Raw genomic sequence first — 26597 nt, 5'->3', positions numbered from 1 at the left:
TTTATTTATCTTTAATTATGCTAAAAAAATTACTATCTGTAATTACGCTACTGACCTTATTTAGTGGTGCTTATGCTCAAGATTTTACGATTGATGCACAACTAAAACCTCGTTATGAATACAGAAATGGCTTTGGTCAATTAAGACCATCTAATGCCGACATGGACCGCCCAGAAAACTTTGTATCACAAAGATCAAGATTACGTTTCTTATTCAATGATAAGAGTGAAAAATTCAGAATGGGAGTTTCCATCCAAGATGTAAGAACATGGGGTGAGATCAACCACTTTGCTAATAAAGACAGAGGTAACCTTCACGTTCATGAAGCTTGGGGTGAATTATTATTCACTGATGCGTTTTCTGCAAAAGTCGGTCGCCAAGAGTTAGTGTATGATGATCACCGTATCTTTGGTTCAGTAGATTGGGCGCAACAAGCGAGAAGCCATGATGCCATCGTATTCAAATACGAAAAATCATTTAAATTACATGGTGGTATCTCCATTGCGACGAATGGTGAAAACAACTTCTACACCGGTATTAACCAAGGAGTTGCCAACAATTCATATAAAAATATGCAATACTTATGGTTCCATAAAGACTTGAGTGAAAATGTAAAACTTTCTGCTCTTGCAATGAACCTTGGTATTGAACAAGATAAAGATCCTAACAATAATAATAGAACAGATTTTGAAACAGTATACCAACAAACATTAGGTGCTCGAGCTGAGTTTAGACCGGGTAAAATTGGTGTAAATGCTGCGTTCTACTACCAAATGGGTAATACAGGTGTTGGTGCAGCTCAACAAAATCTTTCTGCTTACAATGCTTTAGTAGAAGTTTTATTTAGTGCTAACGATGCTTTAGCATTCACATTAGGTGGTGAATTACTATCTGGTACAGCTTATGATGCAGCAGGTGATGTCAACAATTCATTTAACCCTTACTTTGGTACAAACCACAAATTCAACGGTCATATGGACTACTTCTATGTTGGTGGCAGAAACCCAAGAGGTGGTTTAACTGATATTTACTTAGGCGCTACTTACAATATGGAAGATTGGAAATTCTACGGCAGAGTTCACTCTTTCATGTCAAATGCTAAGATTGATGACGGTAATGGTGTTGAACAAGGCAATAACTTGGGTACTGAATTGGATTTGAATGCCAATTACAAATTCAGCAAATACATCTCTATTCAAGGTGGATGGTCTGCGATGTTTGCTACAGATTCAATGCAATATGCCACTGGAGCTAATGCAGGTGGTGACTCAGGAAAATTCAACAATTGGGGTTGGTTAGGTTTAGTAATCAAACCAACACTTTTCACAACAAAGAAGAAAGAAGTTAGTGCTAACTAATCGCTAACTTACCGATATATACATCCTTTTATTAGAAAGGCTATCATTAGATTAATGATAGCCTTTTTTAATGCATTATTAATTGTAATAATTATTATTCTTCTATTTCAAATAGTTAAAAGTACTACTCTCTTAAACCTAAAACTATGTTAAAGAAAAAGAAGTATCTTTTAGAGATACTTCTTTACATATTTTAAGCAAACATGACTTAAGTCACTATTAACTATTGATTACAACTTCTTTTTTGCTAGCTTCAAAATACTATCCACTTGCTCTTGAATTGTCAGTCCTGAAGTGTCTACCACCACAGCATCATCAGCTTTTTTCAATGGACTTTCCTTTCTTGTTGAGTCTAAATGATCTCTATTTTCAATATCAGCTATAACATCACTAAGATTAGTATTTACTCCTTTAGATTCCATTTCTTTTAAACGACGTTTAGCTCTTACCTTCACATCGGCTGTCATGAATACTTTAAGTTCTGCTGTAGGAAAGACTACAGTGCCAATATCACGACCATCCATCACTATTCCTTTGTCTTCTCCCATCTTCTGTTGTTCTCTCACACAAAAGACCCTTACTTCTTTAATAGCAGCCACATCGCTCACACGACTAGTAATATCCATGTTACGGATGAAAGGCTCTACATTTTTATTATTAAGGTGTATTTCGCCTAATCCTTTTTCTGGGTTAAAGACAAATTTTAATGAAATCTCATTTAACGCTTTCTTCACTTCTGTAGGATCAGCAAAATCAACTTCATTCTCAAGAAAATAATAGGTTACTGCCCTATACATTGCTCCAGTATCAATAAATACATAATTTAATGATTTTGCTACTGCTTTTGCAGTAGTTGATTTGCCACAACCTGCGTGACCATCTAACGCTATGATGATTTTTTTCATTAATTGTAGTGGTTTAATTTCTCTCAAATTACAAAAGAAAACCCTATACAGACTAAACTGCATAGGGTTATTAAGGTAATAAATTTATATCTACTTTTTGAATAATTTCTTGAATACTACAGAGTAGTAATCAGTATCAAAAAGTTTTACATCGTTTTTCGCTTGGTATGTGAAGAACAAACCAAAGACTAACAAGAAGATATTTGACAACCAAGTTCCTAGAACTGGGTCGATTAATAACTCTTTTGCCATCTTTTCACCTGTAATCGTAATGATATAGTAAATCACGAAGAACAATACTGATACCAATACAGGAACACCAAGACCACCTTTTTTGATAATCGCTCCAAGTGGTGCACCGATTAAGAACATTAGTAAAATAGCGACTGCTGTAGAAATTTTCTTTTGAACATCAATCGTATATTTCACATCCTCTTTTAACTGATTAGCATGCCTAGAGGCATTCGACTTCAATACATTGTAGAAACTCGAAGCACTATTGTATGCTGAAGATGTAATTCTAAGTTTATTAGTCTTAGAATTAGGATCAAATTTCTTCTTAGTAAATTTATTGGCTTTATGTTCACCTTTAGCAGAAGTATTTCTGTAGTAGAACTGTGTCTTACCATTCTTAGCAAGCATAGCACTGTAATCTACCATAGCTTTCTCTAATGAATCTTGCTCCGCTTTTAACTGAGTACTATTTTTCATTAGGTTATGCCCCATGAATAAGTCCTCTCTAGTTTCGTTCATCGCATATGATTCCATTGAGAAATAGAAAATTGAAGAATCGAATTCAGAATGTACATACTGAATATCCGCCTTCGATTTTTTATCTTCTACTTCACTGTATGCATTACCGTTAAACAGGGTCAACATCAAAAATGTATCATCGTTGATCAATTCCATTTTACCATGGTTGGCCAGAATCACTTCTTTGTTTCCACGGTGTCCTTCATGTTTATAAATGATCACATCGTGAATACCGATTCCGTCTTCATCTTTTTTCGATACTTTGATACTATAACCATCTAAGCCGTTATAAAATGCTCCTTCTTTAAGGTTCATCGTCGGTTTAGTCTGTTTGATATCATAAAGCAAACTATAAGCTTTCAAATTAGCGTGGGGTACGACAGTATCGTTATATACTAATTGAAATAATGTAACAGCTATTGTAAAGAAAAATACAGGTCTTAATACTCTAATTAATGAGATCCCTGCCCCTTTAATTGCTGTTAGTTCAGAGTGCTGTCCTAAACTACCATAGGTCATTAACGACGCTAGCAACACGGCTAGTGGTAATGCTAATGGCAACAAGGCTAATGCAAACCAAAAGAACAATTCCGCATAAACATCGTATCCTAAATCTTTGCCTAAGAAATAGACAAATTTTGAGATCATGTACTGCGACCAAAAAATAAATAAAACAATTGCAGAAGTTAATGCAAAAGGTCCTATGTATGCTTTTAATAATAGCTTATCTAGCTTCTTCATTCTTGCTTTGTGAGTTCTATTCTACTCAAGATATATTCATGAGTAACGCAAATCTAAAAAACTGCTTACTAAAATAAATGATCATTTAAGGGTTATAGCGAGTTTTTTAAAACTTTAACAACTATTCGGTATAATCGTACAAGGCGTCCTCTATGGCACTCATTTTTGAAGGGGAATATTTACCACTGGTTACAAATAAAATTTTGCCATTCGGATCTAAAATAAAAAAGTAAGGAACATCTTTGGCGCCCAATCCTAAAGAATTTTTATACTCTTTTACACTTCCTAAAACTATGGCTACATTATCGTGTAACTTTTTATCAATATTCTTTTTCATTGAGCTTTTCAATGTCTTCTCTGCGGCTTTAGCAATTCCTCTAGCAAGGGCAACAAACTGCATATTGACATTATAAGTTGTCGATCCAAAAAGATCCGATTTCGGAGGATTAATAAATGTCGTGTAGATGGGTTGCATCCAACTCTCTAAATTTTCCTGTGATTTTTTCGAATAGGCCACTCCAATTAATGTAGCCTTCCCTTTTACAGCATTGGGCAATACAATTTCTTTATCATTGATGGTCGTCGCCTCCATTTTGGGGAACATTTTTCCTTTTTGAGCGGAAACAATGGAGAAAGAGAGTAACAATAATGTCAATGACAAGAAAGTTTTTGATTTAAAATTCAACATGATGAACATCGTTATTTTCAGTATATAATAAAATTAATTTAATGGTCTTAAAACCCATTTTCTTTAAAGCAGTACCATAGCGCTTGATTTGAACTTCATGGTGATCATTATGATTACCTGTCTTATAATCAATTACTATCGCTTCATCACCTTTGTACATCAAACGGTCAGGACGATCTACGATTGCCGCCTTCATGAGTTCTTTTCTAGGTGATATTATTTCAGTTTCATTTAGTACAGTATATCCGGATGATTTATCAAAAAAACTACTTACTTCTGGGTGACTTATAATTTTCAGTATTGCATCTTGATATTCCAATAATTCTTCGTAATCAATCCAACCTTTTCGCTCCAAATAATTGGATGCTTCAATATAGTCTTCTTTAAATCTGATTTTTTCGAAGGCTTTATGAATAATTACTCCCTTATTTTTGGCTAATGCAATTTCTTCTAAGTGAATTTCTTTTTCGCCTAATTCCAAAGAGCCGCTTTTCATCCTCAAATGCTCCGATTGATCTGTGTGAATGATCTCCTTAATTTCGTTGACCGCACCTATCTGTTCAGCATTTTTGTTAGGTACATCGTCTGAGAAAAATTCATATTCGTTAAATATTTCTTCATTTGTTTCCGAAGAAATAGTAACTGATGCCAATTCTTTTGCATCAAAATTATCATGAGAAAAAGCGAAATCTTTAAACTTCAATAAAAGATCGGTTACTTGAGTGGATTTGAACCTTGAATCTACCGTAAAAATATGAAGGTGCTTCTTGGCTCTTGTTGTTGCTACATAAAGCATATTGACGGCATCAATAAAGGTTTCTTCTACTTCTTCTAAGTAATCTTCTGCAAATTCCGTGTTTTCCAAGTAGGATGACAAAGGAAGATTAGTTGCTCCTAACTCTGGAATAACATCATTTCCTTCCCAATTAAACCATTTAGACGATTTATTTTGAGGTTTAACCGACCAATTGGCAAATGGCAAAAGCACAACAGGGAACTCTAAACCCTTCGATTTATGAATGGATAGAATTCGAACTGCATTAATGTTATCGGGAACAGATATAGCCTCTTTATCTTTTAAACTCTCCCATCTATTTAGAAACTCTTGAGCACTATTTCCTTTTTTCTGAGAATGTGATAATACCACTCCCAAGAATTTCATTTGATAGGATTGTTCCGTTGTTCTTTTATTTAATTGAAAGTTCTGAATCAGAAACTCGACTTGATCAAACATTGATTTTCTCCTGAAAGAGGATAATTCAAAATCAACATCAAATTCTTTTTTGAGGATAGCTTCAAAATCGGATGGGGATTCACACTCTTTCATTGCCTTCCCTAAATCAACATAATCGCTTCCTGGGAAAATGGTTGGCGATTCATTCTTCTTCTCCCATCGATTGTTTTTGATATCATTAAAGTGAGCAAACAAGAATCTGATAATCTCCATATATAGCATCTTATCCAACCTTCTCGCTAGGAGGCGAATCATATTGACCATAAATTGGATGGATGGAGCAGAATTGACCAATAGTGACTCAGATGAAATCACTTCTACATCTTCTTTTACTAAGTAATCTGCGATCTTGGCACCATTATCATTTTTTCTAACGAGGATGGCAATATCCTTATAGGCATAACCTTCTTCTTCAACCAATTGTTGAATTACTTGGTGGATTCTTTTTAGATTTATTTCTTCGGAATCTGATGCACTTCCAGATTGTTGTAATATGGACAGACGTACTTGTCCACCTTGTTTTTTTACTTTTTCTTGCTCACCCCCCTCGTAGAATTTACTTAGCATTTCCTTCTTTGCATCTTGTCGAATAAACTCATACAATGTATTATTAAACTCAATGATGTTTGGGAAACTCCTAAAGTTCTTGCCGAGTTTTAATGGATTGGCTTCTTTTTCAAAGACATATTCCTCTTGCTGTAAAGCAGTTCCTTTTGCTGTTGGCAAATGAGGCAATTCCACTAACATTTCTGCCTGCCCGCCTCTCCAACGATAAATTGACTGCTTGGCATCACCTACTACTAGACATTTATTCCCCTCTTCTTCTGTTAGTGCATTTGACACCAATGGAATGAGGTTATGCCATTGTGTTTTTGATGTATCCTGAAATTCATCAATTAAAATATGATGATAACGTTCTCCCAAACGTTCATACAAATAAGGAATTGGAGCATCCTCTACTATCTTATTGATGTTGTCCCCTATTTCTGATATATGAATCCAACCTTGCTCTTTCTTTTGTACCTCCAACTCTTTTTGAAGTAACAATGCAGTACCGACTAGATAAATTTTATCGTATACCTTTTTAATTAATTCAGTAGAAAGAATTACCTCTATAATTGAGGCTACACTCGATTGAATCAATGGATAAGCGGCGTCCATTTGACCGCCAAACTTTTTATAATTCGTTTTAGTAGTTAATGAAGATGGATCTCCACTTTCAGCCACCTTTTTAATCGGGTTACCAATATCCTTTTTCTTATCCATTTGAGATAATGGCTTATCAAATTTGATAATGGCTTTACCTACATTCGAGCTAAGTTCATCCAATGACAATCCATTATCAGAAAGTGATTTTCTTATGGTATTATAGGCATCCTGAACAATCTTCTCATTGTCCTCATATATTATTTTTCGAAGACGGTTGGCTATTTTCGAAAAATCAGCAATACTTAATTCTTCTTTTGTTTCCTGATTAATACCCAACTTTTCGATAATGCGTCTCTGATTATCATCAAAAAGTGCTTTACCGAAATCGCTAATGTTTGGTACTATATTCCAACTCCTATCCTCTTCTGCCATTTTTAAAGAGAATTGAGTTAATGCTTTCGTCAGATCCTTAGCTTCTTCTTTACCTACTCTATCCATCAAACTATAAATAGCATCTTCTAGAAGGTTAGAGGAATCGAGTACCAATTCAAAATTAAATGGGAAGTCTAAATCTCTTTTAAATGCTTGAGCTACCTTTTGGGAAAAAGCATCAATGGTGCTTACGGAAAAGTTAGAATACCCGTGCAATATTTTTTGATGAACAATTTTAGATCTAGATTTTATTCTATTAAAGATTTCTGGCTCTAAAGGACTTTTTTGTTCATCAGGTGTTTTATCGTCAATTCCAAAACCAAAAAACTCATTGATGATACTTTTGAGCATATCATCTTCTAATTTACTCTCAGCTTTGGAAAACTTTAAAAGTTGCTCTAGAATACGTTCTTTCATCTCTGCAGTCGCCAAATTGGTAAAAGTGACTGCTAGAATATGTTGAAAGTAGTCTGGATTAAATTCTTCATCAAACTTTTCGATTTGCAAAGCAATTTTGATGTATTCCTTTGCTAGGGTAAATGTTTTTCCAGCTCCAGCCGAAGATCTATAAATATTGAATTTCTTTGAAGTACTCAATGTGGAATTTGCTAAGGGTAGACGAATTTGATTTATAACCTTGAAGGTACTTGATTATTTTGACAGGATATCAAAAATTTTGTCTCTGTAGGTTTTTCCTACTGGAATTTCTTTATCACCTATCCAAACCATATGTTTTTCAAAAGCGGTTACTTTTTTCTTATTGATGATATGAGAACGGTGTACTCTTAGAAATCCAAAAGGAGCTAATTCATTCTCTAATTTAGTTAATGAGTAAAGTGAAACGATCCTTTCTCCAGAATCTAAATAGAAGGAAACATATTCTTTTAAACCTTCGATACATGTTATTTCTGAAGGCAACACCTTATGCGTTTTCTGATCTCCTTTTATAAAGACAAACTCTTCTTTTTCATCTGATTTTCCTGTTTCAGACTTCATTTCTATCCATTCTATCGCTTTATTTATGGATTTAATAAAGCGATCCAATGGAAAAGGTTTCAAGAGATAATCGATGGCATTAAGCTCATAAGATTCCACTGCATATTCAGAATAAGCAGTAGTAAATATCACGACAGGTGGATTAGACATACTTTTTATTAGATCCAGCCCAGATAGTTCCGGCATTTGAATATCTAATAATAGGATATCAATTTGTTGTTCTCTCATGACCTGCATTGCTTCTAAAGGAGAGGAACAACTTCCCGCTTCTTCTAGAAATGGTATTTTTTTAATGTAGGCTGATAATAAATCTCTAGCTAATTGTTCATCATCAACAATTAAACATTTATAGTTTCTTTGATTGTCCAATGTTATTTAAGTCTAATCGTAAATCTTGCTCTAAGTTCTGAAAGATAAGGTAACTTTTCAACATAAATCGTGTTGTGATCTGCGCTATTTTATTAAATTTGAACGAAATTTTTAAAATACAACAATGAGTGGAGAAACTTTAAAGATAGTTATTGTAGCTATTCTAACAGGCGAGTTTGTATTGGAAAGAGTGCTTAGCCACCTCAATATTAAAGCAATGAGTAACAAACTTCCTTCTAAATTGGAAGGATTATATGATGCAGCGGAATATAAAAGATCACAAGAGTATCAAGCTGAAAAAGATCGTTTAGGTCTTTACAGCAGTGCAGCATCTTATTTATTAACGATGATTTTACTTTTAGCAGGAGGTTATGCAGTTATCAATTCTTTTTGCTTAGACCTTTCTGATAATAATACTATACAGCTATTGTCATTTTTTGCCATCATCGCACTAATTTCTGATGTTATCGGAATTCCTTTTGAGTGGATGAATACTTTTAAAATCGAAGAAAAGTATGGATTCAATAAAATGACTGTAGGTACTTTTGTTCTTGATAAATTAAAAGGATATGCATTAGGAGCTATTCTTGGCGGTTTATTATTATGGGGTTTTGTAGCATTCTATCACAACTTCCCTTCTACGTATTGGATCATTGCTTGGGTAGTATTCATGTTATTTGCTTTAGGGGCAACAATGTTCTATGCCAATGTGATTTTGCCAATGTTTAATAAACTTACTCCACTAGAGGAAGGTGAGTTATTAAGTGCTATTACTACTTATGCCAACAGCGTAGATTTCCCTCTGGGAAAAATTATGGTGATGGACGGATCGAAAAGATCGACGAAAGCCAATGCCTTTTTTAGCGGTTTAGGTGGCAATAAAAATATTGTGCTTTATGATACTTTAATTGAGAAATTATCTACGGATGAAATCGTTGCAGTATTGGCACACGAAGTGGGACACTATAAAAGAAAGCACACCTTACAAATGTTTGTGATCTCTGCAGTAAATATCTTTATTACACTTTGGTTATTGAGCTTATTTATTGATTCTAAAGAACTGATGGTAGCTATGGGTGCTGATAACATGACACAGTTAGGAAGTTTCTTTAAATCGAATACTGGTGGATATTTATCACCACTTAACCTTGTTGCTTTCTCAATGCTGTACAGTCCAATCTCTATGATTACAGGATTAATTGTCAATGCATTCTCGAGAAAGAATGAATTTGAGGCTGATGCTTATGCTAAGGACACGTCATCAAGTAGTGCTTTGGTGGAAGCTTTAAAGAAATTATCGGTGGATTCATTAAGCAATTTGACTCCTCACGATAGTTATGTAAAAATGCATTATTCTCATCCTCCATTAATTCAAAGAATGGAAGCAATGGAAGAATAAATCACATATATATTAAAAGCAAAGAGGTGACCTAATCATTCAGATTAGGTCACCTCTTTTTTATACAATACCATTAAACTATATAGTTTTCTGGAAGTAAGTCTAGAATGGTTTTTTTCTTTAATATTTCGAGCTGTGCATCTCGAACATCAAGCATAACTGCTTTTAGGGTGCAATTGACTTCATCTTCGCAATCCTCACAAGGTTCGTAATAATTAAGGCTTACACAAGGCAATGGTGCAATAGGGCCTTCAATCATACGATGAATATCGCAAAGAGTCACTTCTTGAGGATCCTTAATAAGATAATATCCCCCACCTTTTCCTTTCTTACTGCTTAGGATTCTACCTTTTCTTAACTCTAAAAGAATACTCTCTAAGAATTTCTGAGATATATTTTCCTTTTTAGCAATATCAGAAATAAGTACTGGACCATCGCCATATTTAGAAGCCAAAAACCTCAATGCTTTTAATGCATATTTTGTCTTTTTGGATAACATATTAAGTCTATAATTTATGTTCGTTGTGCTAACAAGATACAAATTTAAATATATCTATAAAAATAGTACTATTCTATTTAGTTAATAGGACTAGTATATAAAATTATTAAGTATAAAATTTAAATTTCTTTGCAATTATATAAAGAATTTATCACCTTTCTTTTTTAACTGTACACTTAAGTTCATTTTTTTATGATGGATCAAATTCAAGACTTTTTTGTAGGACTCAGTCAAGGACAACTTTCTACATTATTCATCGCCATTATCGCTATCATCATCGTATTTTGGAAAGTAGCAAAAGCTGTCATTCGCTTGGCTGTAATTGTGGGTATTATCCTTATTGCTATTTTCGCTTATCAAGAGTTTGAACCTAACTTTGCGGAGAAAGGTTTTAATAAGATGAAACAAATTACAAATTAATATGGCAATACACATTACAAATGTCCTAGTAATCAATATTATAATACTATAATTATTGCTTTAGAGGAAATAGTTTTGTTTATTGTAGTACCAAATAAGAAGATATATATCTTCCCTTAACAATTAAAGGGTTGAATAGTTTGATTATCTATTCAACCCTTTTCCTTTTCTTTATAAATTCAGAGATTATTCTGACTTTTCCTTTCTCACAAAAATAAAATCTCCTCCTTCATCTCCAGTTGAATTGATGACACCGAATTGAGGAACGTTTTCTGAGTTGTTCATCACTGCATCTCTAAAGCTATCGAACAATGATCGTGCGGATATATATTTCTCCGTATTATCCAAAAGTCTTTTCTGTAGGTATTTCACAAATACACTTTCATCTGGCACTTCTTTTAATGTTCCACTTGTCATGGCTTTTCTAGAAGGTAGCTTTTCTAAATTTTTAATGGCTTTAGGTGCATCATTAAATGCTGCTCTTGTTTTAAAAATGCCTCCTGAAAAACACGCATCTGAAATTAATAAAACATGTTTTGCTTTATAAGAAGCTATGTATTCTTTTATGGTAGAATTTCTCACCCAATTGGCCGTACTTTTTGCTTTTGCATCAGATGGTAACCAATACCCAGCTTTACGTTTTGAGTCCCAATGTCCGTGGCCAGCATAAAAAATTAAAATATGATCATTTTCCTTAGCTACTTCCATCACATTATCCAACGTTTCTATTATTTCTACTCTGGTTGGACTCTTTAGAAAAGTCACGTTTTCTTTAGGGAAAGTGTAATGCTTAGTTAATATATCATGAATCTGTTGTGCATCATCTACTGGTCGATCCAAATTGGCAATCTTATCATCTTTATAATCATTAATTCCAATGATAATTGCTCTATACACAGGCTTTTGTTCATACTCTATAATTTCAAAACCTAAATCAGAAAATGAGGAAATGCTAGGTCTTGAAGCTGTTTTAGCTTCTTCCTTATCCTCCTGCTTATCTTCATCGTTCTCGTTATTTCTTGTTTTAACGACTACTTCTTTTTTATCCTGCTTCTCTTCTTTTAGAATGTGTCCCCAATGCAATTCCTTTAATTTTCCTTCGTGAGAGAAATAAGCCATTTTACTTATACCATCCATACAAGGAGGGTGTGCATAATCTTGAGCATTTAAAGCATCAATTGGAAAAGGATCACCCCAAGTATCGTCTTCATTTTTGATAGAACACATGACTTCATACTCTAAACCTTCTTCACTGATCTTTGACATGAAAAATAAGGTTTTACCATCAGGCATGATCTTAGGTTCTTTTTCAGAATATAGATTTATTGGTTCTGGTAATTTCTTGACATCCATTACATTTCCTTTATTATCAAGTGCAGCATAGTAAATCGCGTACTTTAAATTTGTCGGATCAGAATTATCCTCTAAACGACAAAAATACAGTCCTTTTCCATCTTTTGTTGGAGAAGGGAACATTTCGTAACCTCTTGAATTGATCTGGTAAGGCAAAATTTCAGGTTTACCTAACCTTCTACCCCAACGTTTCATTTTATAAATATCGCCTTGATTCCCTTTATTAATGGCCGAAAAATAAATCCAACGTCCATCGTGACTAATCACTGGACTGGTAGGATAAGGCATATTATCAGGTAATATCAATTTCGTTGGAGGCATAAATTTTCCATCCACTTTATTTGATAAGAAAAAATCGAAACCTTTCTTTTTTTCTCTTGCAAAAAGTAATGTTTTACCATCAGAAGTAATACTTGGAAAACGTTCGTCGCCATCCAAATCAAATTCTTCGGGAAATGAGGATTGTGAAAATCCTGTAGTCACTAGTATAAAATTCAGTAAAAGAATAAAAATTTGACGTCTATTCACAGCCTGTATTTTTAAGGGATTTAATATTCTGTATCTTTGTGCGTTTCGAGGCACATTTATTTGGTTTTTCTATTCAGTTAATAGAAGTTGTTATCCAGTTTAGTTCCTCAAATTTAAAAAGAAGTATCAAACTTCATACCTCAATAGATGCAAATGCAAGTAGATCAGAAAGTAAAAAAGAAAGAAAACCCTTTATGGAGTTTAGTTTTTAATATTGTTATTCCTGTTTTAATACTTTTAAAACTAAGTGACGATGAATATTTAGGCGACTTATATGCAATGCTTATTGCTTTAGCTTTTCCAATTGGTTACAGTATTTATGATTTTAAAGTTAGAAAAGAGGTCAGCATCATCGCTGTTCTTGGTATCATAAATGTGGCTTTAACCGGTGGTGTGAAACTATTAAACTTACCCCCTGAATATATTGCCATTAAAGAAGCAATGGTTCCTTTTGTTATTGCTGTTCTTATCTTCTTCTCTACATTTACCAAATATCCATTAGTCAACAAATTTATCTACAATGATATGATTATGGATATTAATAAAATAGAGAGTAAACTAGAAGAAACTAATCACCAAGTAGCTTTTAAGAAATTATTAAAAAATACATCGTTTATTGTAGCAGGTTCTTTCTTGGTTTCTATGATCTTGAATTATGTTATTGCCAAAGCAATTGTGGTAAGTCCTGCCAACACTAAGGATTTTAACGATGAGATTGCCTACTTACAATCCATCAGTTTTGTTGCCATTGCTCTTCCATCTATGGCTTTTATGGTGGTTGGTTTATGGTATTTAACGAAAGGCATTACTCGTTTAACAGGTTACGAATTCCAAGAAATTCTAGTTGGTTACGACGAAGAAATGGAAAAGAAAAAAGCGGAGGAAGAAAATAACTTAAACGATTAATCATACTATGGCGATTATCGATTCATCTATAGCAAAAGCCAAAGAAGTATTGGATAAAGGTGGGCTAATTGGATTACCCACCGAAACAGTTTATGGATTAGCTGGTAATGCACTTGATCCAAAAGCTGCAGCGCATATTTTTGAAGTAAAAGCTCGTCCAAGCTTCGATCCTTTAATTGTTCATAGCGATTCTCTAGAACGTTTATCTCCCTACGTAAAAGATATACCTGAAGCTGCTCAAAAACTAGCAGATGCTTTCTGGCCAGGTTCTTTGACAATGGTTTTACCACGTTCAGAAAAAATTCACGATTTAATCACTTCTGGATTAGATACTGTCGCTGTTAGAGTACCAAAACATCAATTGGCTTTAAATTTATTGTCTCAATTAGATTTTCCGGTAGCAGCCCCAAGTGCTAATCCTTTTGGATATATCAGTCCTACCTCTGCACAACACGTACAAGACGGTTTAGGCGAAAAAATCGATTATATTTTAGATGGTGGCGATTGCTTTGTTGGCGTTGAATCAACAATCGTTGGTTTTCCTAATGGTATTCCGACTATTTACAGAAAAGGAGGTATTCCTGTGGAGGAAATTGAAAAAGTGATAGGCAAGGTGGAAGTAAACGCACAGTCTTCTTCACAACCTCAGGCTCCGGGAATGCTACATAGACATTATGCTCCTAATGCTCAATTGTTATTGGGTGATATAAAAAAGATGATTGAAGAGTACAAAGGCAAAGATTTTGTTACTTTATCTTTATCCTCTTCATTTGATAATGTACCTGAAGAAAATCAATTTACCCTTTCTAAAGAAGGTGATTTAAATGAGGCGGCTAGAAATCTTTTCAAAACGCTTCGATTAATAGATAAAAAAAATCCATCCTTCATACTTGGAGAATGGATGCCTGAAGAAGGTCTTGGTCGTGCAATGAACGACAGGATAAAACGAGCAGCTGCTCTAGGCTAATTCAGGAGTTTGCATTTCTACATACTCAGGTTGGAAAGACAGCCTGAGTATGCATTGAGTGCCTTTTCCTTCCATAGATTCTACTACTAATCTACCATTGTTTCTCATCACAAAATCTTGAACGAGAAGCATTCCTAATCCAACCCCTTTTTCCTTAGACGTTCCTTTGGTTGAGTATTGTACTTCTGGGTTCATCAGCTTATCCAAATTTTCTTTACTCATACCTACCCCATTGTCAGAGATAACGATTTTTACCTCATCTTTAACTTTGGAGGCTTCAATTCTAATCACCCCTGTTCCATCATCGGATGTAAACTTCATGGCATTAGAAATCAGATTCCTAACCACACAGTCTATACTATTAAAATCGAATACACTAAAAAGGTTTTCTTCCGCTAATAGTTCTAGTTGAATATTTTTCTTTTTGGCTGTGCTGCTATAAAGCTCATAGTTTTTATTAAGAACTTTATTGATAGAGTTGACTTTCTTATCAATTTTAAGTGAATTTGATGCAGACCTAGACCATGAAAGTAAGTTCTCCATAAGATCCATGATGTTCTTCATAGAAAAATACATATCCTTAGAAAGTATGGTGATCTCTTCTGGGGTAAAAGCATTTGATCTTTCCATCATCAATTTTAAAAACCCTATTTGAGTGTTGATAGGACCTTTTAAATCATGAGATATGATTGAGAAGAACTGATCTTTCATTTTGTTACTCTCCATCAATTGCTTTTCAGATTTTTTGAGTTGATGATTACCTGCTTCCAATTCCTTAAACTGGTTTTGAATCATATCATACATTTCCTGAAACGAATTGGCTAAGGAGGCCACTTCACTGGTTGGCTTTCTAAGTGATTTGAAATCGATATTTTTCTCTGTTTGCACATATCCATCTTCAATCACTTTTCGAGTTCTACCCTCAAGTACCGTAATTGGGGTAGATACTTTTAATGCGGTATTATATCCGACAACCATCGTAAACAACACTGCGATTAAACTTACAAGTGCATAAGATAATTTTATCTTCCACATTAACTGTACAAATCGATTAGAAACATCTGTACTTAGAGAGTCAAATTCGGATTCTATATAATCTGACTTGTTATGTAATTTACCGATTAAACCATCTTTTCTATTCTGACCGATACGGTATTGTATCAGTACAATCTCATTAAAAACAATAAGGTAATTGTCTACTTGTTGAGCAAAGGCTTTATCTTGTGTCCCGTCTATACGAGACTTTAATTCTCCGGCAATTTTATTGATTTCCAGTACATAGGACGTCTTGGGGTCTAAGAAATATTTCACAGCAAGGTGTTGCATTCGATTATAATATGAAATATTGACACTCCCTTTTAATCCTAATAATTGATTTCCGTTATCAAGAAACTCTTTGTATAAACCTGTTGATTCCGATCCTAACGTTCTTTTAGCATTTATCAATTCATAAAATATACTATTGTATTCATCAATTAAGCTATCAACAAAAAGAAGATTATCATTTATCTTCCATTCTTCCACTTTATCGTTGCTTAATAATTTATCGATACTTGCCGAAACTAGTTCTACTTTATTTTTTCTATTTTCTAAAAAAATTTCTGTCTCTTGGTTATTCTTAAAAGGCATTGCAGAATCGTTAAACAAGTCCGCAGCATCTTGCTTAATAAGATCAAGTACACTTACTTCCATTGTTAGAAGCCATGCTTTTACCTGATCTAAGTTTTCACTCCTATTTATATATTTATAAGTGATAAAAGATATACAAGCAAAGAGAATGGCAAAGGAAATGAAGGCAGTTAATATCCTGCTTCTTAAGCTTCCATTTAACATAACAGTCAGTAATTTAGTGAAGTATATTATTCAGAAAGAGTATAGTTAACACAAACAGTTCATATTAAATTTTAATAAACTGTCAGAACGTTATCAAATAATACTATAATTTATAGAATTATTCTAATTTCATCAAATTTGAATCAAGTTAAATCACTTTAATACTCATAAGCGATAAATCATCTTCTTGCGGCATATCCCCTTTCCACTCTTCTAAAGTCTTTTTGATATACTCTTCTTGTTTATCAATTCCTTCAATTTGTACATCAATAATCAGTTCTTTTAATCTGTTTTTAGAGAAAGCTACATTATCGGCGTTTCTTTGATTAATAATTCCATCAGTAAACAAATAGATGTAACATACTTTTACTCTATTCAGAGGAATATAGTGATTTTGGAATTTCAGTTGAGATTCATTGCCTATCCCACCAACACCGTTTTCATCACCTATAAATTCCTCATAATTTTCATCTCTAGTGACAAATAAAGATTGATTGGCTCCTGCAAACTCTATCATTTGTTTTTGTCGATCCCATACACAAACCGACATACACAGCTCTTTATCAAATATTTCTTCTCCGCGAATAATTAAGTCGTAAAGTAATTTATGAAGGTATTCTAATATTCTATCTGGTGATGATATTTTTTTCACCTTCACTATTTCCGTGAATAAATCGCTAAGTACTATTCTCAGAAGCGCACCTTGCAAATCTGTTTTACCAGTATCGCCGACTACAAAGAATACTCTGCTTTCTCTTTCACAAACCCACACAAAATCACCGCTTATTTCAGATTTCTTTTTTGATATTAAAAAGTGGCCTGATGTATTGGCAACATTTAAGTTATCATCAAATAAGCTTGTTTGAAGAATATTCTGTAATGAATGAATCCCCTTAGTATACTTGTGCTTATATTCCTTTAAATCTTTCGACACATTTTCTTTTTCCCTGTGAAGCTTTTTCTGATCAACAGTTTGATTATCAATAGTTACATTCATTTTTTTCATATGAATATTCGCTAGCTTCACATCGTTTTGCAGCTTATCATTATGATCGTATAATTTGATAATCTCTTCACTAATGATTTCCAATTGCTGCATCATGTCAGAAGAAACATGTCTATATTTATGACTATTCGACATGAATAATTTCGGGTTTTTTACTAAATCTGCGAGTGCAGATTTAAAGGCGAAAATTAAACTCGAAAGTCTTTTCCCTCCATATAAAATGCCTAATAAAAAGAAGACTGCTACAATGGCTAAAACACTATTAATATATACCCTTAGATTATCCCATTCTGCAAAAGCCACAGCCCTACTCCACTCTACCACCACATACCAATCAAGACCTGGTCGTTTTAGTGCTACTGCATTAGCCAAAACATGTATACCGTTTACGCTTTTCGCTTCTAAGATCGAATCATCGTACTTTTTGATACTATCTAGAATTTTTTGATCAACTTTTTGAAAACCAATAATTGATTTTTTGCTTTTAGCCGCTTCCAACTCATCTAAATTATATCCTTCTTGAGACATTCTTAACCAAATCGCAGATGGATTTTTTTTGAACATATAAGAGTTAGTACGCATTAGACCATCAAGCCCTGTAAGGAAAACATCTGTAGAATGTTCTTCTACCGATTTATTAAAATGCCATTTATTAGTATCGAAAGAAAATAGCATTACATATTTCTTATTCTTGCCTATTTTAGTAGCTAGATAACATCTTGTATTCCCTAAATTGATTTTTGAATTTGATACATCCAACCAATAAAAGTCTCGCTTACCTTCATTGACCATCAGTACCATTTCCTGAATATCCTTTTCAGAAAACAATTTTTTATATACCGTTTGCCCTATTTCGGATTCGTTGTTGTTTGATCCCAAAACAATCCCCTTCTCAACGCTTACTAAAAGTACTTCTGATGCATCGATTACTTTTCCAAATTGATTTAAAACATTAGTGAGGGTTCTGAACGATAGATAGGGCTTTTCATTCTTATTCTTTTTATTGTTCATCCATAGCATATATGGAATGCCACTTTTCTCAAAATTAGCTTCAATTAGGAATTTGCTTAAATCTCCTTCATTGAACTTTCCTTTATATTTTTTGCCATAATCAAGATAGATTCTATCAAAATTATATTGAAGTTCTTTAGTTGAATATTCCTTCCCTTCAGTTGATTTCAATTTAGCATAAAGAGGGGCTATTTCTTCATCTGTAATAGTTTTTGATAAAGTAACCGCAATTGATTCCTTCTCTTCAAAATCTCTAATTATAAAGTCTTTTAAAGCCAAACCAACATCATGAAGACGCTCTCTAACTGCATTATCTTCAAAATTACTGATTAAGGTATTGAGTAATCCTACTAATACTAAAAAAGTGACGATTACTACTGAGAAAAAAAATGAAAATATATTGTTTTGAACCCTTTTAAACATAAAGTGATGTTCTTGAGAACCTTTTTAAATTTAGTCAATTGATAAAAGCTATACCAAATTACTACTTTTTTGTTTGTATTAAAACGAATCAAAAAAATATACAAGAAGTAAGTATTTATCTGATAAAAATTTGGTAATACGAGACATAAAAAAACCCGATCAATTTATATTGAACGGGCTTTCTTATCATCAAATAATTGATGCAGAAAGAGACAACTATCTCATTTCTTTGTATTTGTTGATCAACTGATTCGTAGAAGAATCGTGTGAAGTGATTTTCTCATCATCTTGCAACTCAGGAAGGATTTTGTTAGCCAATTGCTTACCTAACTCAACACCCCACTGATCGTAAGAGAAAATGTTCCAAATTACACCTTGAACGAAGATCTTATGCTCATACATAGCGATCAATGCACCTAAAGTGAATGGAGTTAATTTTTTCATCAAGATAGAGTTTGTTGGACGGTTACCTTCAAATACCTTGAATGTTTTCAATCTTTCGATTTCCTCATCTGATTTACCAGCAGCTTTAAATTCAGCTACAACAGTTTCTTCAGTCTTACCTGTCATCAATGCTTCTGTTTGAGCAAAGAAGTTAGATAATAACTTTGGATGGTGATCAGAAATTGGATTTTGTGATACTGCTGGAGCAATAAAGTCAGCAGGAATCAATTTAGTACCTTGGTGGATCAATTGGTAGAATGCGTGCTGACCGTTTGTACCAGGCTCACCCCAAATAATTGGGCCAGTTTGGTAGTCTACAGGGTTACCCGCTCTATCTACATATTTACCGTTCGATTCCATATCTCCTTGTTGGAAATAAGCTGCAAAACGGTGCATGTATTGATCGTAAGGAAGCAATGCATGAGATTCAGCACCATAGAAGTTATTGTACCAAACACCCAATACTGCTAAAATTACAGGAAGGTTCTCTCCAAATTCAGCTGATTTGAAGTGGTTATCCATTGCGTGAGCACCTTTCAATACTTCTTCGAAGTTATCGAAACCAATGTTACAAGCAATAGAAAGACCAATTGCCGACCATAAAGAGTAACGGCCACCAACCCAGTCCCAGAAACGGAACATGTTTTCTGGAGCGATACCAAATTCACGTACTTTTTCTTCGTTAGTTGACAAAGCAACGAAGTGCATCATGATGTGGTTTTCGCTTTTTGCTGACTCTAAGAACCAAGTTCTTGCAGAGTTCGCGTTCGTCATTGTTTCTTGAGTTGTAAACGTCTTAGAAGCAATAATGAACATTGTTGTTTCTGGATCTAATGTTTTAAGTGTCTCAGAAATATGAGTACCATCAACGTTAGATACATAATGAATATTTACGTTTGTAGCATATGGCTTCAACGCTTCAGTCACCATGTAAGGACCTAAATCAGAACCACCGATACCAATGTTTACCACATCAGTAATTGATTTTCCTGAGTAACCTTTCCAATCTCCAGAAATTACTTTTTCTGAAAATTCTTTCATCTGACGAAGTACGTGATTTACCTCTACCATTACGTCCTCACCATCAACCTCCATTGGAGTGTTTGATTGGTTACGCAACGCAACGTGATATACTGCTCTATCTTCAGTTTCGTTGATATGCTCTCCATTGAACATACTTTGAATACCTTCTGCTACACCTGTTTCTTTTGCAAGATCTAGTAATAGTTTTAGGGTCTCATCGTTGATAATGTTCTTTGAATAGTCAACAAAAATATCTTCGAATGTTTGTGAGAACTTTTCTGCTCTTGAAGCGTCTGTATCAAATAGATCCTTCATTTGCACATCTTTCATTGTTTCAAAGTGTGCTTCCAAAGCTTTCCAAGCGTTTGTTGATGTTGGATTGATTTGTTTCAACATGATTATGATACTTTTTATTATTAGTTTGATTGTGATGATGCCATAAAATATGGGCTCTTCAACACCGTCACAAAATTACATTTTTATCTGAGGGGATCAAGGGGAAAAAGTAAAGGATTTGGTGATTTTTGTCCCTAATTTAAATGCAACGGATTGTTTTGTTTATAATTAAACAGGAATTAATAATTAGGCAATTCCTAATAAGGAAAAAAATATACAGGAAATGAGGGAATTTTTACTAAAAACACATTATGTATCAATTTTTCATCTTTTCAACATCACCCAAAAAGTAGTTTTGAGCGACTATTTATGTTAAACCTCGACAGGTCTACTGTCAATATACTTACTAGAAATGCTAAATCGAACCAACTTAATTTCGAAAAGCAAACCTCACTTCCATATTTTGGATGGTCTCCGAGGTGTTGCTGCCATCATCATCCTTATTTTCCATTACTTAGAGCTCGTCTATTTAGACGATTATGAGACCAATATCCTTGGTCATGGTTACCTAGCGGTAGATTTCTTCTTTTGTCTTTCTGGGTTTGTCGTTGCTTATGCTTACAATCACAGAATGAAAGAAATTGGTGTAAAAAACTTTTTCATTAACCGTCTAATCCGACTTCATCCGTTGGTTGTTGTAGGTTCTATTATCGGCTTAATTGCCTACTTAATAGATCCTTTTGTTACCGACGTTTGGTCCGTTGGGTGGGATAAAATGAGTATCTCCTTTTTAGGCTCAATCTTTCTTATTCCAACACCTATTCTTCCTTATAGAATGGATGCATTATTCCCTTTCAACTCCCCTGCTTGGTCGCTATTCTTTGAGTACATCATCAGTATTGTGTATGGAGTTGTATTGTGGAGAATGAATAAAAAATGGTTAGTAGCCTCTTTGAGTGTAGCTGGAGCATTTATGATTTATCAAGCACATGCCGATGGATGGATCAACAGTGGATGGGACTTCCCTACTTTTACGGGAGGATTTATTAGAGTAACCTACTCTTTTATCGCAGGCTTAGTGGTCTACAAATTCAATTTGATTTGGAAGAATAAGTTAGGATTATTCCTTCCTTTACTCCTTTTATTGGGTTGTTTCTTCTACCCTCATGTAAATAATGATTGGATTACAGAGTCAATTATTGTAATGATAATATTCCCTCTGATCTTATCCATTGGAGCGGGTGCTCAAACGAACTCCACATTAGAATCAGGGTGTAAGTTCTTGGGAGATTTATCCTACCCATTGTACATGACACATATTTCGGGAGCATTTATCTTCCTAAATTACATCAAAAGTAAAACGGTTAGTATAGACGATCAATTATTTATCTCCAGCATAAGTATTATGATCAGTTTGGTCTTTGGCTATTTGATGATGAAATATGTGGACACACCTATTCGTCACTATTTAAATAAGAAACGAAAGGAGTATTTGATGTCGAAAGAAGAAAAAGAACCATTGGTTCACTCATAAAAAAAACAGGCCGCTCTATTATTAAATAAGGCGGCCTATATTTTATTTTGATTGCTTATAAGAAAGCAAACATTTCAACATCTTGTTTTGTTATCTCTGTTGGACTCATAATCGTTAACCTTTCTACTACGTTTCTAAGTTCACGAATATTACCTGTCCACTCTGGTTCTTTCAGTTTTTCCAAAGCCTCTTCTGTTATCTGAGTCTCAGGTTTACCGTATTCACCAGCAATATCTTTCAAGAATTTCTTCACCAATAATGGAATATCGTCTTTTCTATCAGATAATGATGGAACCTTGATGACAATAACACTCAAACGGTGGTACAAATCTTCTCTAAAATCACCCGATTTGATCATGGCTTTAAGATCTTTGTTTGTTGCAGCAACAACACGAACATTTACCTTAATTTCTTTATCGCCACCTACTCTAGTGATTCTATTTTCTTGTAACGCTCTTAGCACTTTTGCTTGAGCAGATAAACTCATGTCGCCAATCTCATCTAGGAATAGTGTTCCTTCGTTGGCTTGTTCGAATTTACCAATACGTTGCTTGTGTGCTGAAGTAAACGATCCTTTTTCGTGACCGAATAATTCAGATTCGATTAATTCAGAAGGAATTGCAGCACAGTTCACCTCCACCAATTGTTGTTTAGATCGTGGTGATTTACCATGAATCCAACGTGCTACCAATTCTTTACCAGCACCATTTGGTCCAGTCACCAAAACTCTAGCTTCTGTAGGAGCTACCTTTTCGATAGTATCCTTCATTAACTGAACTGGAGCAGACTCACCAATGATGTCGTATTTCTTAGCCACTTGTTTTTTCAACACCTTAGTTTCTTGAACTAAAGAGTTTTTATCAAGTGCATTTCTTACTGCTAATAATAATCTATTTAAATCTGGCGGCTTCGAGATAAAATCAAAGGCACCTTTTTTAGTTGCATCTACGGCTATATCGATGTTTGCATGGGCAGAAATCATAATAAATTGGGGAGCTTTACCCATTTCCATAGCTTTAGTGAGCACTTCAATACCGTCTTTCTTAGGCATTTTAACATCACAAAGTGCAACGTCATAATTATTGACTACCAATTTCTCCAATGCTTCTTCTCCATCTTTTGCTTCGTCAACTTCATAGTTTTCGAATTCTAAGATTTCTCTAAGTGTATATCGGATACTCTTTTCGTCATCGATAATCAGAATTTTCTTTGGCATTCTGTTTCTATTAGACTTTTAAAAATTTTTTAATTACCAGGCTACCTCTACGCAGTACTCATTGCCTTGACATTCGCCAAAATCGAAATCCATTTCAGCGTCGGCAAAATGTTTAGTGATTACTTCCATTACTTTCGCTACATCTAAAGCAGGTAATGGCTCTTTATTAGTAGGAGTTAAAATAGCAACTTCAAGCTTATTTGCGGAAACTTTACTTTTAAAGTAATTACATTGTTTTTCTGTTTCTGAAATCAGGTCTTCAATAGATGTTCCAGCTGCATTAAAATTTCTTCTCATTATGATAAAGAGGTAGTTGTTAAAAATATACTCCAAAAATAGCTATCAAGGAAGCAATCCCAAATTATTTTTTCTTAAAATGTTCTTTCTGTCTGTTTTATTGGGTAGATTAACTGTCTATTAATAAACAGTACTACTTATAAGCAATGAGAAAAGATTATCGAAAACTATTACATCTGTACTCCAGAGCAGGCTTTGGAATGAATAAAAAAGAAGCCGACGAGGTAATAAATAATAAAGATTGGGTCACCCCTTTAACTGCTATTAAAAATCCTGAGTTACTAGAGTTTGATCTCCCCGAGTTTTCATCGAATTACATGCAAATGTCTGCTGATGAAAAAATGGATATGAGAAAAGAAATGCGTAAGCTTTCTAGAGACATTAATATCCATTGGATCGATCAGATGTCTACTGGAAATGATCCTTTGATTGAAAAAATGACACTCTTTTGGCATGGTCACTTTGCTTGTAGGATTGTCAACCCGTACGATGCCGTTCAATATACCAATGTATTAAGATCGAACTCTTTGGGGAGTTTTAAAACATTGGTCACTGAAGTAGCTAAATCAGCTGCAATGATAAAGTATCTTCATCTTCGTCAGAATAAAAAGAAATCGCCAAATGAGGATTTTGCAAGAGAGTTGTGCGAGCTTTTTACACTAGGGAGAGATCAAGAATATACTGAGAATGATGTAAAAGAAATTGCAAGAGCTTTTACTGGATGGTCGAATAAAAAAGATGGTACTTATCGTTTTAACGAAAGACAACACGATAAAGGAGAAAAAACCATCTTTGGAAAAACTGGAAACTTTGATGGTGATGATGTGATCGAGATGATTTTAGAGAAAAAACAATGTGCTCGATTCATCTGTCAGAAAATCTACAAAGAATTTGTCCATCCTGATATTAACGAGAAACACCTAGAGGAAATTACCTCTGTATTTTATAATAACAATTATGATATTTCTATTTTGATGCACCATATTTTTACATCAAAATGGTTTTATAGTAATGATGTGATTGGTGCTAAAATCAAAAGCCCAATTGAGCTAATCGTAGGGTTAAAACGCACTTTTGATCTTCAACCCAAAAGTGAAAGAGTTTGGCTGATCTTACAAAGAAACTTAGGACAAGAACTCTACTTCCCTCCTAATGTTGCAGGTTGGCCTGGAGATACGACTTGGATTGATAGTAGTCGATTGGCCATGCGATTACGATTGCCCTCTATTCTTCTAAATAATGGCATAATACCTATAGCCTTTAAAGAAGATTATGATGTAAACCCTAATGAGAACAAAAGGAAAATGAAAAAGTTAGGGAAGTTTCAGGGCGATATCAAATGGTCTAAAGTGGAAGGTTTGCATCAAGAAGAAGAAAAGAAATGTACACTTGCCGATATTATGATTCGAGGTGAACTTTCTGATGATGCTCAAAACTACCTTGATCAACATCAGCTTTCTTCATTCAAAGATCGAATGATTCAATTATTATCCTTACCAGAATATCAACTTTGCTAATTATGAACAGAAGAGATTTTTTAAAAAGCACATCATTGCTTACCACAGGCACCTTGTTTACACCTCTTTTTCTTCAACAGACAATGGGTAAGGATTTCTCGCCTTATCAGGGAAAAAGATTAGTGGTGATACAGTTTTCTGGAGGAAATGATGGTTTAAATACCGTCGTTCCTTATTTAGACGACTCCTATTATAAGGCAAGACCTCAAATTGCTATTCAAAAATCTGATGTCCTAAAATTAGATAATGATTTGGGACTGAATGGACAAATGAAAGGGTTAGCCGATTTATACGATGAGGGTTATCTTTCTGTAATTAATAATGTAGGGTACCCTAACCCCAACCGTTCACACTTTAGAAGTATGGATATTTGGCACACTGCTTCTGATACAAATGAGTATTTGAATACTGGTTGGTTAGGTCGTTACTTAGATTCGCATTGTACTTCTGCCAGAGAAGGTATTGAAATGGACAATACTCTTTCTTTAGCTATGAAAGGTAAGCATATCAAAGGATTGGCTTTAGAGGATTCTAAATCACTTTACTTTAAATTGAAATCAGATCAATTTAACGCATTGTCTGAACAAGAGGATCTTAATGAAAATAATCAAGGGTATCTTTACAAAACATTAGCGGAGGCACATCAATCGGCTAAATATGTATTTGATCATGGCAAGGTGTATTCCTCAAACAGTGCTTATCCTAATTCTAACTTGGGACATCATTTAAAAAGCATTGCCGAAATGATTGTTTCTGGAATGGATACTAAGGTGTATTACGCTTCTTTGGGTGGTTTTGACACCCACGCTAATCAGAAAAACAAACAGAATGGTCTACTTAAGGATTACTCGGATTGTGTAAGTGCATTCGTTAAAGACTTAAAGAAAAACGATGCTTTTAAAGACACGGTGATCCTTACTTTTTCGGAATTTGGAAGAAGAGTGAAACAAAATGCTTCTGGTGGAACTGACCATGGTGCTGCAAATAATGTGTTCATCATCGGAGAAAACCTAAAAAAGGCAGGATTGTATAATGAGGGTCCGAATTTGAAGGAATTATACAGAGGAGACTTGGTACATCAAGTAGATTTTAGATCTATTTATGCTAACCTATTAGACAATTGGCTAAAAGTCGATAACCATCTGATATTGAATAAAAATCTGCCAAGTCTTTCTGTTGTTTAAATTAATAAGAAAATAAGTACAATGTTTAAGGTTAAATTCCTTAAAATCTAAGGTCTAGTTATGCTTTTTTGTAACT

Annotated in this window: 20 protein-coding genes; 8 read left to right on the top strand and 12 right to left on the bottom strand. The window is 34.1% G+C overall.

Annotated elements, in window-relative coordinates; all coding sequences use genetic code 11:
* Positions 1-17: 17 nt before the first annotated feature.
* Positions 18-1358 (top strand): alginate export family protein, encoded by a 1341-nt coding sequence (locus KMW28_RS07480; RefSeq protein WP_066208717.1) that lies wholly within the window; start codon positions 18-20, stop codon positions 1356-1358.
* Positions 1359-1588: 230 nt separating this feature from the next.
* Here KMW28_RS07480 and cmk read toward each other — a convergent pair whose 3' ends face one another.
* The 5 genes from cmk to KMW28_RS07455 all read right to left on the bottom strand — a co-directional run bounded on the left by cmk (position 1589) and on the right by KMW28_RS07455 (position 8625).
* Complete coding sequence (cmk, locus tag KMW28_RS07475; RefSeq protein WP_169663942.1) at positions 1589-2263, bottom strand: (d)CMP kinase; 675 nt, start codon at positions 2261-2263, stop codon at positions 1589-1591.
* A gap of 90 nt (positions 2264-2353) precedes the next feature.
* On the bottom strand, positions 2354-3757 hold the full coding sequence (locus KMW28_RS07470) for an LptF/LptG family permease (RefSeq protein ID WP_066208721.1): 1404 nt from the start codon (positions 3755-3757) through the stop codon (positions 2354-2356).
* Positions 3758-3878: 121 nt separating this feature from the next.
* Positions 3879-4445 carry a hypothetical protein gene (locus tag KMW28_RS07465; protein WP_066213159.1) on the bottom strand — a complete coding sequence of 189 codons (567 nt, stop codon included), beginning with the start codon at positions 4443-4445 and terminating at the stop codon, positions 3879-3881.
* On the bottom strand, positions 4432-7857 hold the full coding sequence (locus tag KMW28_RS07460; RefSeq protein ID WP_169663943.1) for a UvrD-helicase domain-containing protein: 3426 nt from the start codon (positions 7855-7857) through the stop codon (positions 4432-4434). The genes KMW28_RS07465 and KMW28_RS07460 overlap by 14 nt, the downstream gene beginning before the upstream one ends.
* Positions 7858-7911: 54 nt before the next feature.
* Positions 7912-8625 carry a LytR/AlgR family response regulator transcription factor gene (locus KMW28_RS07455; RefSeq protein ID WP_169663944.1) on the bottom strand — a complete coding sequence of 238 codons (714 nt, stop codon included), beginning with the start codon at positions 8623-8625 and terminating at the stop codon, positions 7912-7914.
* A 124-nt stretch (positions 8626-8749) separates the two neighbouring features.
* Between KMW28_RS07455 and KMW28_RS07450 the strand changes: the two genes are divergently transcribed.
* Positions 8750-10024, top strand: coding sequence for a M48 family metallopeptidase (locus KMW28_RS07450; RefSeq protein ID WP_169663945.1), 1275 nt, complete (start codon positions 8750-8752; stop codon positions 10022-10024).
* 73 nt (positions 10025-10097) lie between these two features.
* Here the strand turns inward: KMW28_RS07450 and KMW28_RS07445 are convergent, their stop codons facing one another.
* Positions 10098-10523, bottom strand: a complete 426-nt coding sequence (locus KMW28_RS07445) for an RrF2 family transcriptional regulator (RefSeq protein WP_066208729.1) — start codon at positions 10521-10523, stop codon at positions 10098-10100.
* 192 nt (positions 10524-10715) lie between these two features.
* On the opposite strand from KMW28_RS07445, the gene KMW28_RS07440 reads away from it, so the two are divergent.
* Positions 10716-10943 (top strand): hypothetical protein, encoded by a 228-nt coding sequence (locus KMW28_RS07440; RefSeq protein WP_169663946.1) that lies wholly within the window; start codon positions 10716-10718, stop codon positions 10941-10943.
* A gap of 186 nt (positions 10944-11129) precedes the next feature.
* Here the strand turns inward: KMW28_RS07440 and KMW28_RS07435 are convergent, their stop codons facing one another.
* The gene (locus KMW28_RS07435) at positions 11130-12779 is read right to left on the bottom strand and encodes a caspase family protein (protein ID WP_169663947.1); all 1650 of its coding nucleotides are present in this window, start codon (positions 12777-12779) and stop codon (positions 11130-11132) included.
* Between the two features lie 192 nt (positions 12780-12971).
* Here KMW28_RS07435 and KMW28_RS07430 point away from each other — a divergent pair, with 192 nt between their 5' ends.
* Both KMW28_RS07430 and KMW28_RS07425 read left to right on the top strand, forming a co-directional pair.
* Positions 12972-13730, top strand: a complete 759-nt coding sequence (locus KMW28_RS07430; protein WP_169663948.1) for a VC0807 family protein — start codon at positions 12972-12974, stop codon at positions 13728-13730.
* Positions 13731-13737: 7 nt separating this feature from the next.
* The gene (locus KMW28_RS07425; protein WP_169663949.1) at positions 13738-14697 is read left to right on the top strand and encodes an L-threonylcarbamoyladenylate synthase; all 960 of its coding nucleotides are present in this window, start codon (positions 13738-13740) and stop codon (positions 14695-14697) included.
* Here the strand turns inward: KMW28_RS07425 and KMW28_RS07420 are convergent.
* The 3 genes from KMW28_RS07420 to pgi form a co-directional block, all read right to left on the bottom strand.
* Entirely contained in the window at positions 14689-16530 is a 1842-nt protein-coding gene (locus KMW28_RS07420; RefSeq protein ID WP_169663950.1) for a sensor histidine kinase, read from the bottom strand. The two genes, KMW28_RS07425 and KMW28_RS07420, sit on opposite strands and share 9 nt — an antisense overlap.
* A 148-nt stretch (positions 16531-16678) precedes the next feature.
* A complete protein-coding gene (locus tag KMW28_RS07415; protein ID WP_169663951.1) occupies positions 16679-18970 on the bottom strand; it encodes a PP2C family protein-serine/threonine phosphatase in 2292 nt (763 codons plus the stop codon).
* Positions 18971-19186: 216 nt separating this feature from the next.
* Complete coding sequence (gene pgi, locus KMW28_RS07410) at positions 19187-20833, bottom strand: glucose-6-phosphate isomerase (protein WP_066208742.1); 1647 nt, start codon at positions 20831-20833, stop codon at positions 19187-19189.
* A gap of 352 nt (positions 20834-21185) precedes the next feature.
* On the opposite strand from pgi, the gene KMW28_RS07405 reads away from it, so the two are divergent.
* Entirely contained in the window at positions 21186-22307 is a 1122-nt protein-coding gene (locus KMW28_RS07405; protein ID WP_169663952.1) for an acyltransferase family protein, read from the top strand.
* Positions 22308-22362: 55 nt separating this feature from the next.
* Here KMW28_RS07405 and KMW28_RS07400 read toward each other — a convergent pair whose 3' ends face one another.
* Together KMW28_RS07400 and KMW28_RS07395 are read right to left on the bottom strand one after the other, a co-directional pair.
* Positions 22363-23523 (bottom strand): sigma-54-dependent transcriptional regulator, encoded by a 1161-nt coding sequence (locus KMW28_RS07400; protein WP_169663953.1) that lies wholly within the window; start codon positions 23521-23523, stop codon positions 22363-22365.
* Positions 23524-23556: 33 nt separating this feature from the next.
* Positions 23557-23820, bottom strand: a complete 264-nt coding sequence (locus KMW28_RS07395; protein WP_169663954.1) for a hypothetical protein — start codon at positions 23818-23820, stop codon at positions 23557-23559.
* Between the two features lie 146 nt (positions 23821-23966).
* Between KMW28_RS07395 and KMW28_RS07390 the strand changes: the two genes are divergently transcribed.
* Both KMW28_RS07390 and KMW28_RS07385 read left to right on the top strand, forming a co-directional pair.
* Entirely contained in the window at positions 23967-25337 is a 1371-nt protein-coding gene (locus KMW28_RS07390; RefSeq protein ID WP_169663955.1) for a DUF1800 domain-containing protein, read from the top strand.
* A 2-nt stretch (positions 25338-25339) separates the two neighbouring features.
* Entirely contained in the window at positions 25340-26521 is a 1182-nt protein-coding gene (locus KMW28_RS07385; RefSeq protein ID WP_169663956.1) for a DUF1501 domain-containing protein, read from the top strand.
* Positions 26522-26597: the final 76 nt, after the last annotated feature.

This window comes from Flammeovirga yaeyamensis (genome assembly GCF_018736045.1).
GTDB lineage: Bacteria > Bacteroidota > Bacteroidia > Cytophagales > Flammeovirgaceae > Flammeovirga > Flammeovirga yaeyamensis.
This window is presented reverse-complemented; position numbering and strand designations above follow the sequence as displayed.

Excerpts from the sequence above, each read along its gene's own strand:
- KMW28_RS07480 (WP_066208717.1), top strand. The coding sequence starts at position 18 with ATGCTAAAAAAATTACTATCTGTAATTACGCTACTGACCTTATTTAGT.
- cmk (WP_169663942.1), bottom strand. The coding sequence starts at position 2,263 with ATGAAAAAAATCATCATAGCGTTAGATGGTCACGCAGGTTGTGGCAAA.
- KMW28_RS07470 (WP_066208721.1), bottom strand. The coding sequence starts at position 3,757 with ATGAAGAAGCTAGATAAGCTATTATTAAAAGCATACATAGGACCTTTT.
- KMW28_RS07465 (WP_066213159.1), bottom strand. The coding sequence starts at position 4,445 with ATGTTGAATTTTAAATCAAAAACTTTCTTGTCATTGACATTATTGTTA.
- KMW28_RS07450 (WP_169663945.1), top strand. The coding sequence starts at position 8,750 with ATGAGTGGAGAAACTTTAAAGATAGTTATTGTAGCTATTCTAACAGGC.
- KMW28_RS07445 (WP_066208729.1), bottom strand. The coding sequence starts at position 10,523 with ATGTTATCCAAAAAGACAAAATATGCATTAAAAGCATTGAGGTTTTTG.
- KMW28_RS07440 (WP_169663946.1), top strand. The coding sequence starts at position 10,716 with ATGATGGATCAAATTCAAGACTTTTTTGTAGGACTCAGTCAAGGACAA.
- KMW28_RS07430 (WP_169663948.1), top strand. The coding sequence starts at position 12,972 with ATGCAAATGCAAGTAGATCAGAAAGTAAAAAAGAAAGAAAACCCTTTA.
- KMW28_RS07425 (WP_169663949.1), top strand. The coding sequence starts at position 13,738 with ATGGCGATTATCGATTCATCTATAGCAAAAGCCAAAGAAGTATTGGAT.
- KMW28_RS07420 (WP_169663950.1), bottom strand. The coding sequence starts at position 16,530 with ATGTTAAATGGAAGCTTAAGAAGCAGGATATTAACTGCCTTCATTTCC.
- KMW28_RS07415 (WP_169663951.1), bottom strand. The coding sequence starts at position 18,970 with ATGTTTAAAAGGGTTCAAAACAATATATTTTCATTTTTTTTCTCAGTA.
- pgi (WP_066208742.1), bottom strand. The coding sequence starts at position 20,833 with ATGTTGAAACAAATCAATCCAACATCAACAAACGCTTGGAAAGCTTTG.
- KMW28_RS07405 (WP_169663952.1), top strand. The coding sequence starts at position 21,186 with ATGCTAAATCGAACCAACTTAATTTCGAAAAGCAAACCTCACTTCCAT.
- KMW28_RS07400 (WP_169663953.1), bottom strand. The coding sequence starts at position 23,523 with ATGCCAAAGAAAATTCTGATTATCGATGACGAAAAGAGTATCCGATAT.
- KMW28_RS07395 (WP_169663954.1), bottom strand. The coding sequence starts at position 23,820 with ATGAGAAGAAATTTTAATGCAGCTGGAACATCTATTGAAGACCTGATT.
- KMW28_RS07390 (WP_169663955.1), top strand. The coding sequence starts at position 23,967 with ATGAGAAAAGATTATCGAAAACTATTACATCTGTACTCCAGAGCAGGC.
- KMW28_RS07385 (WP_169663956.1), top strand. The coding sequence starts at position 25,340 with ATGAACAGAAGAGATTTTTTAAAAAGCACATCATTGCTTACCACAGGC.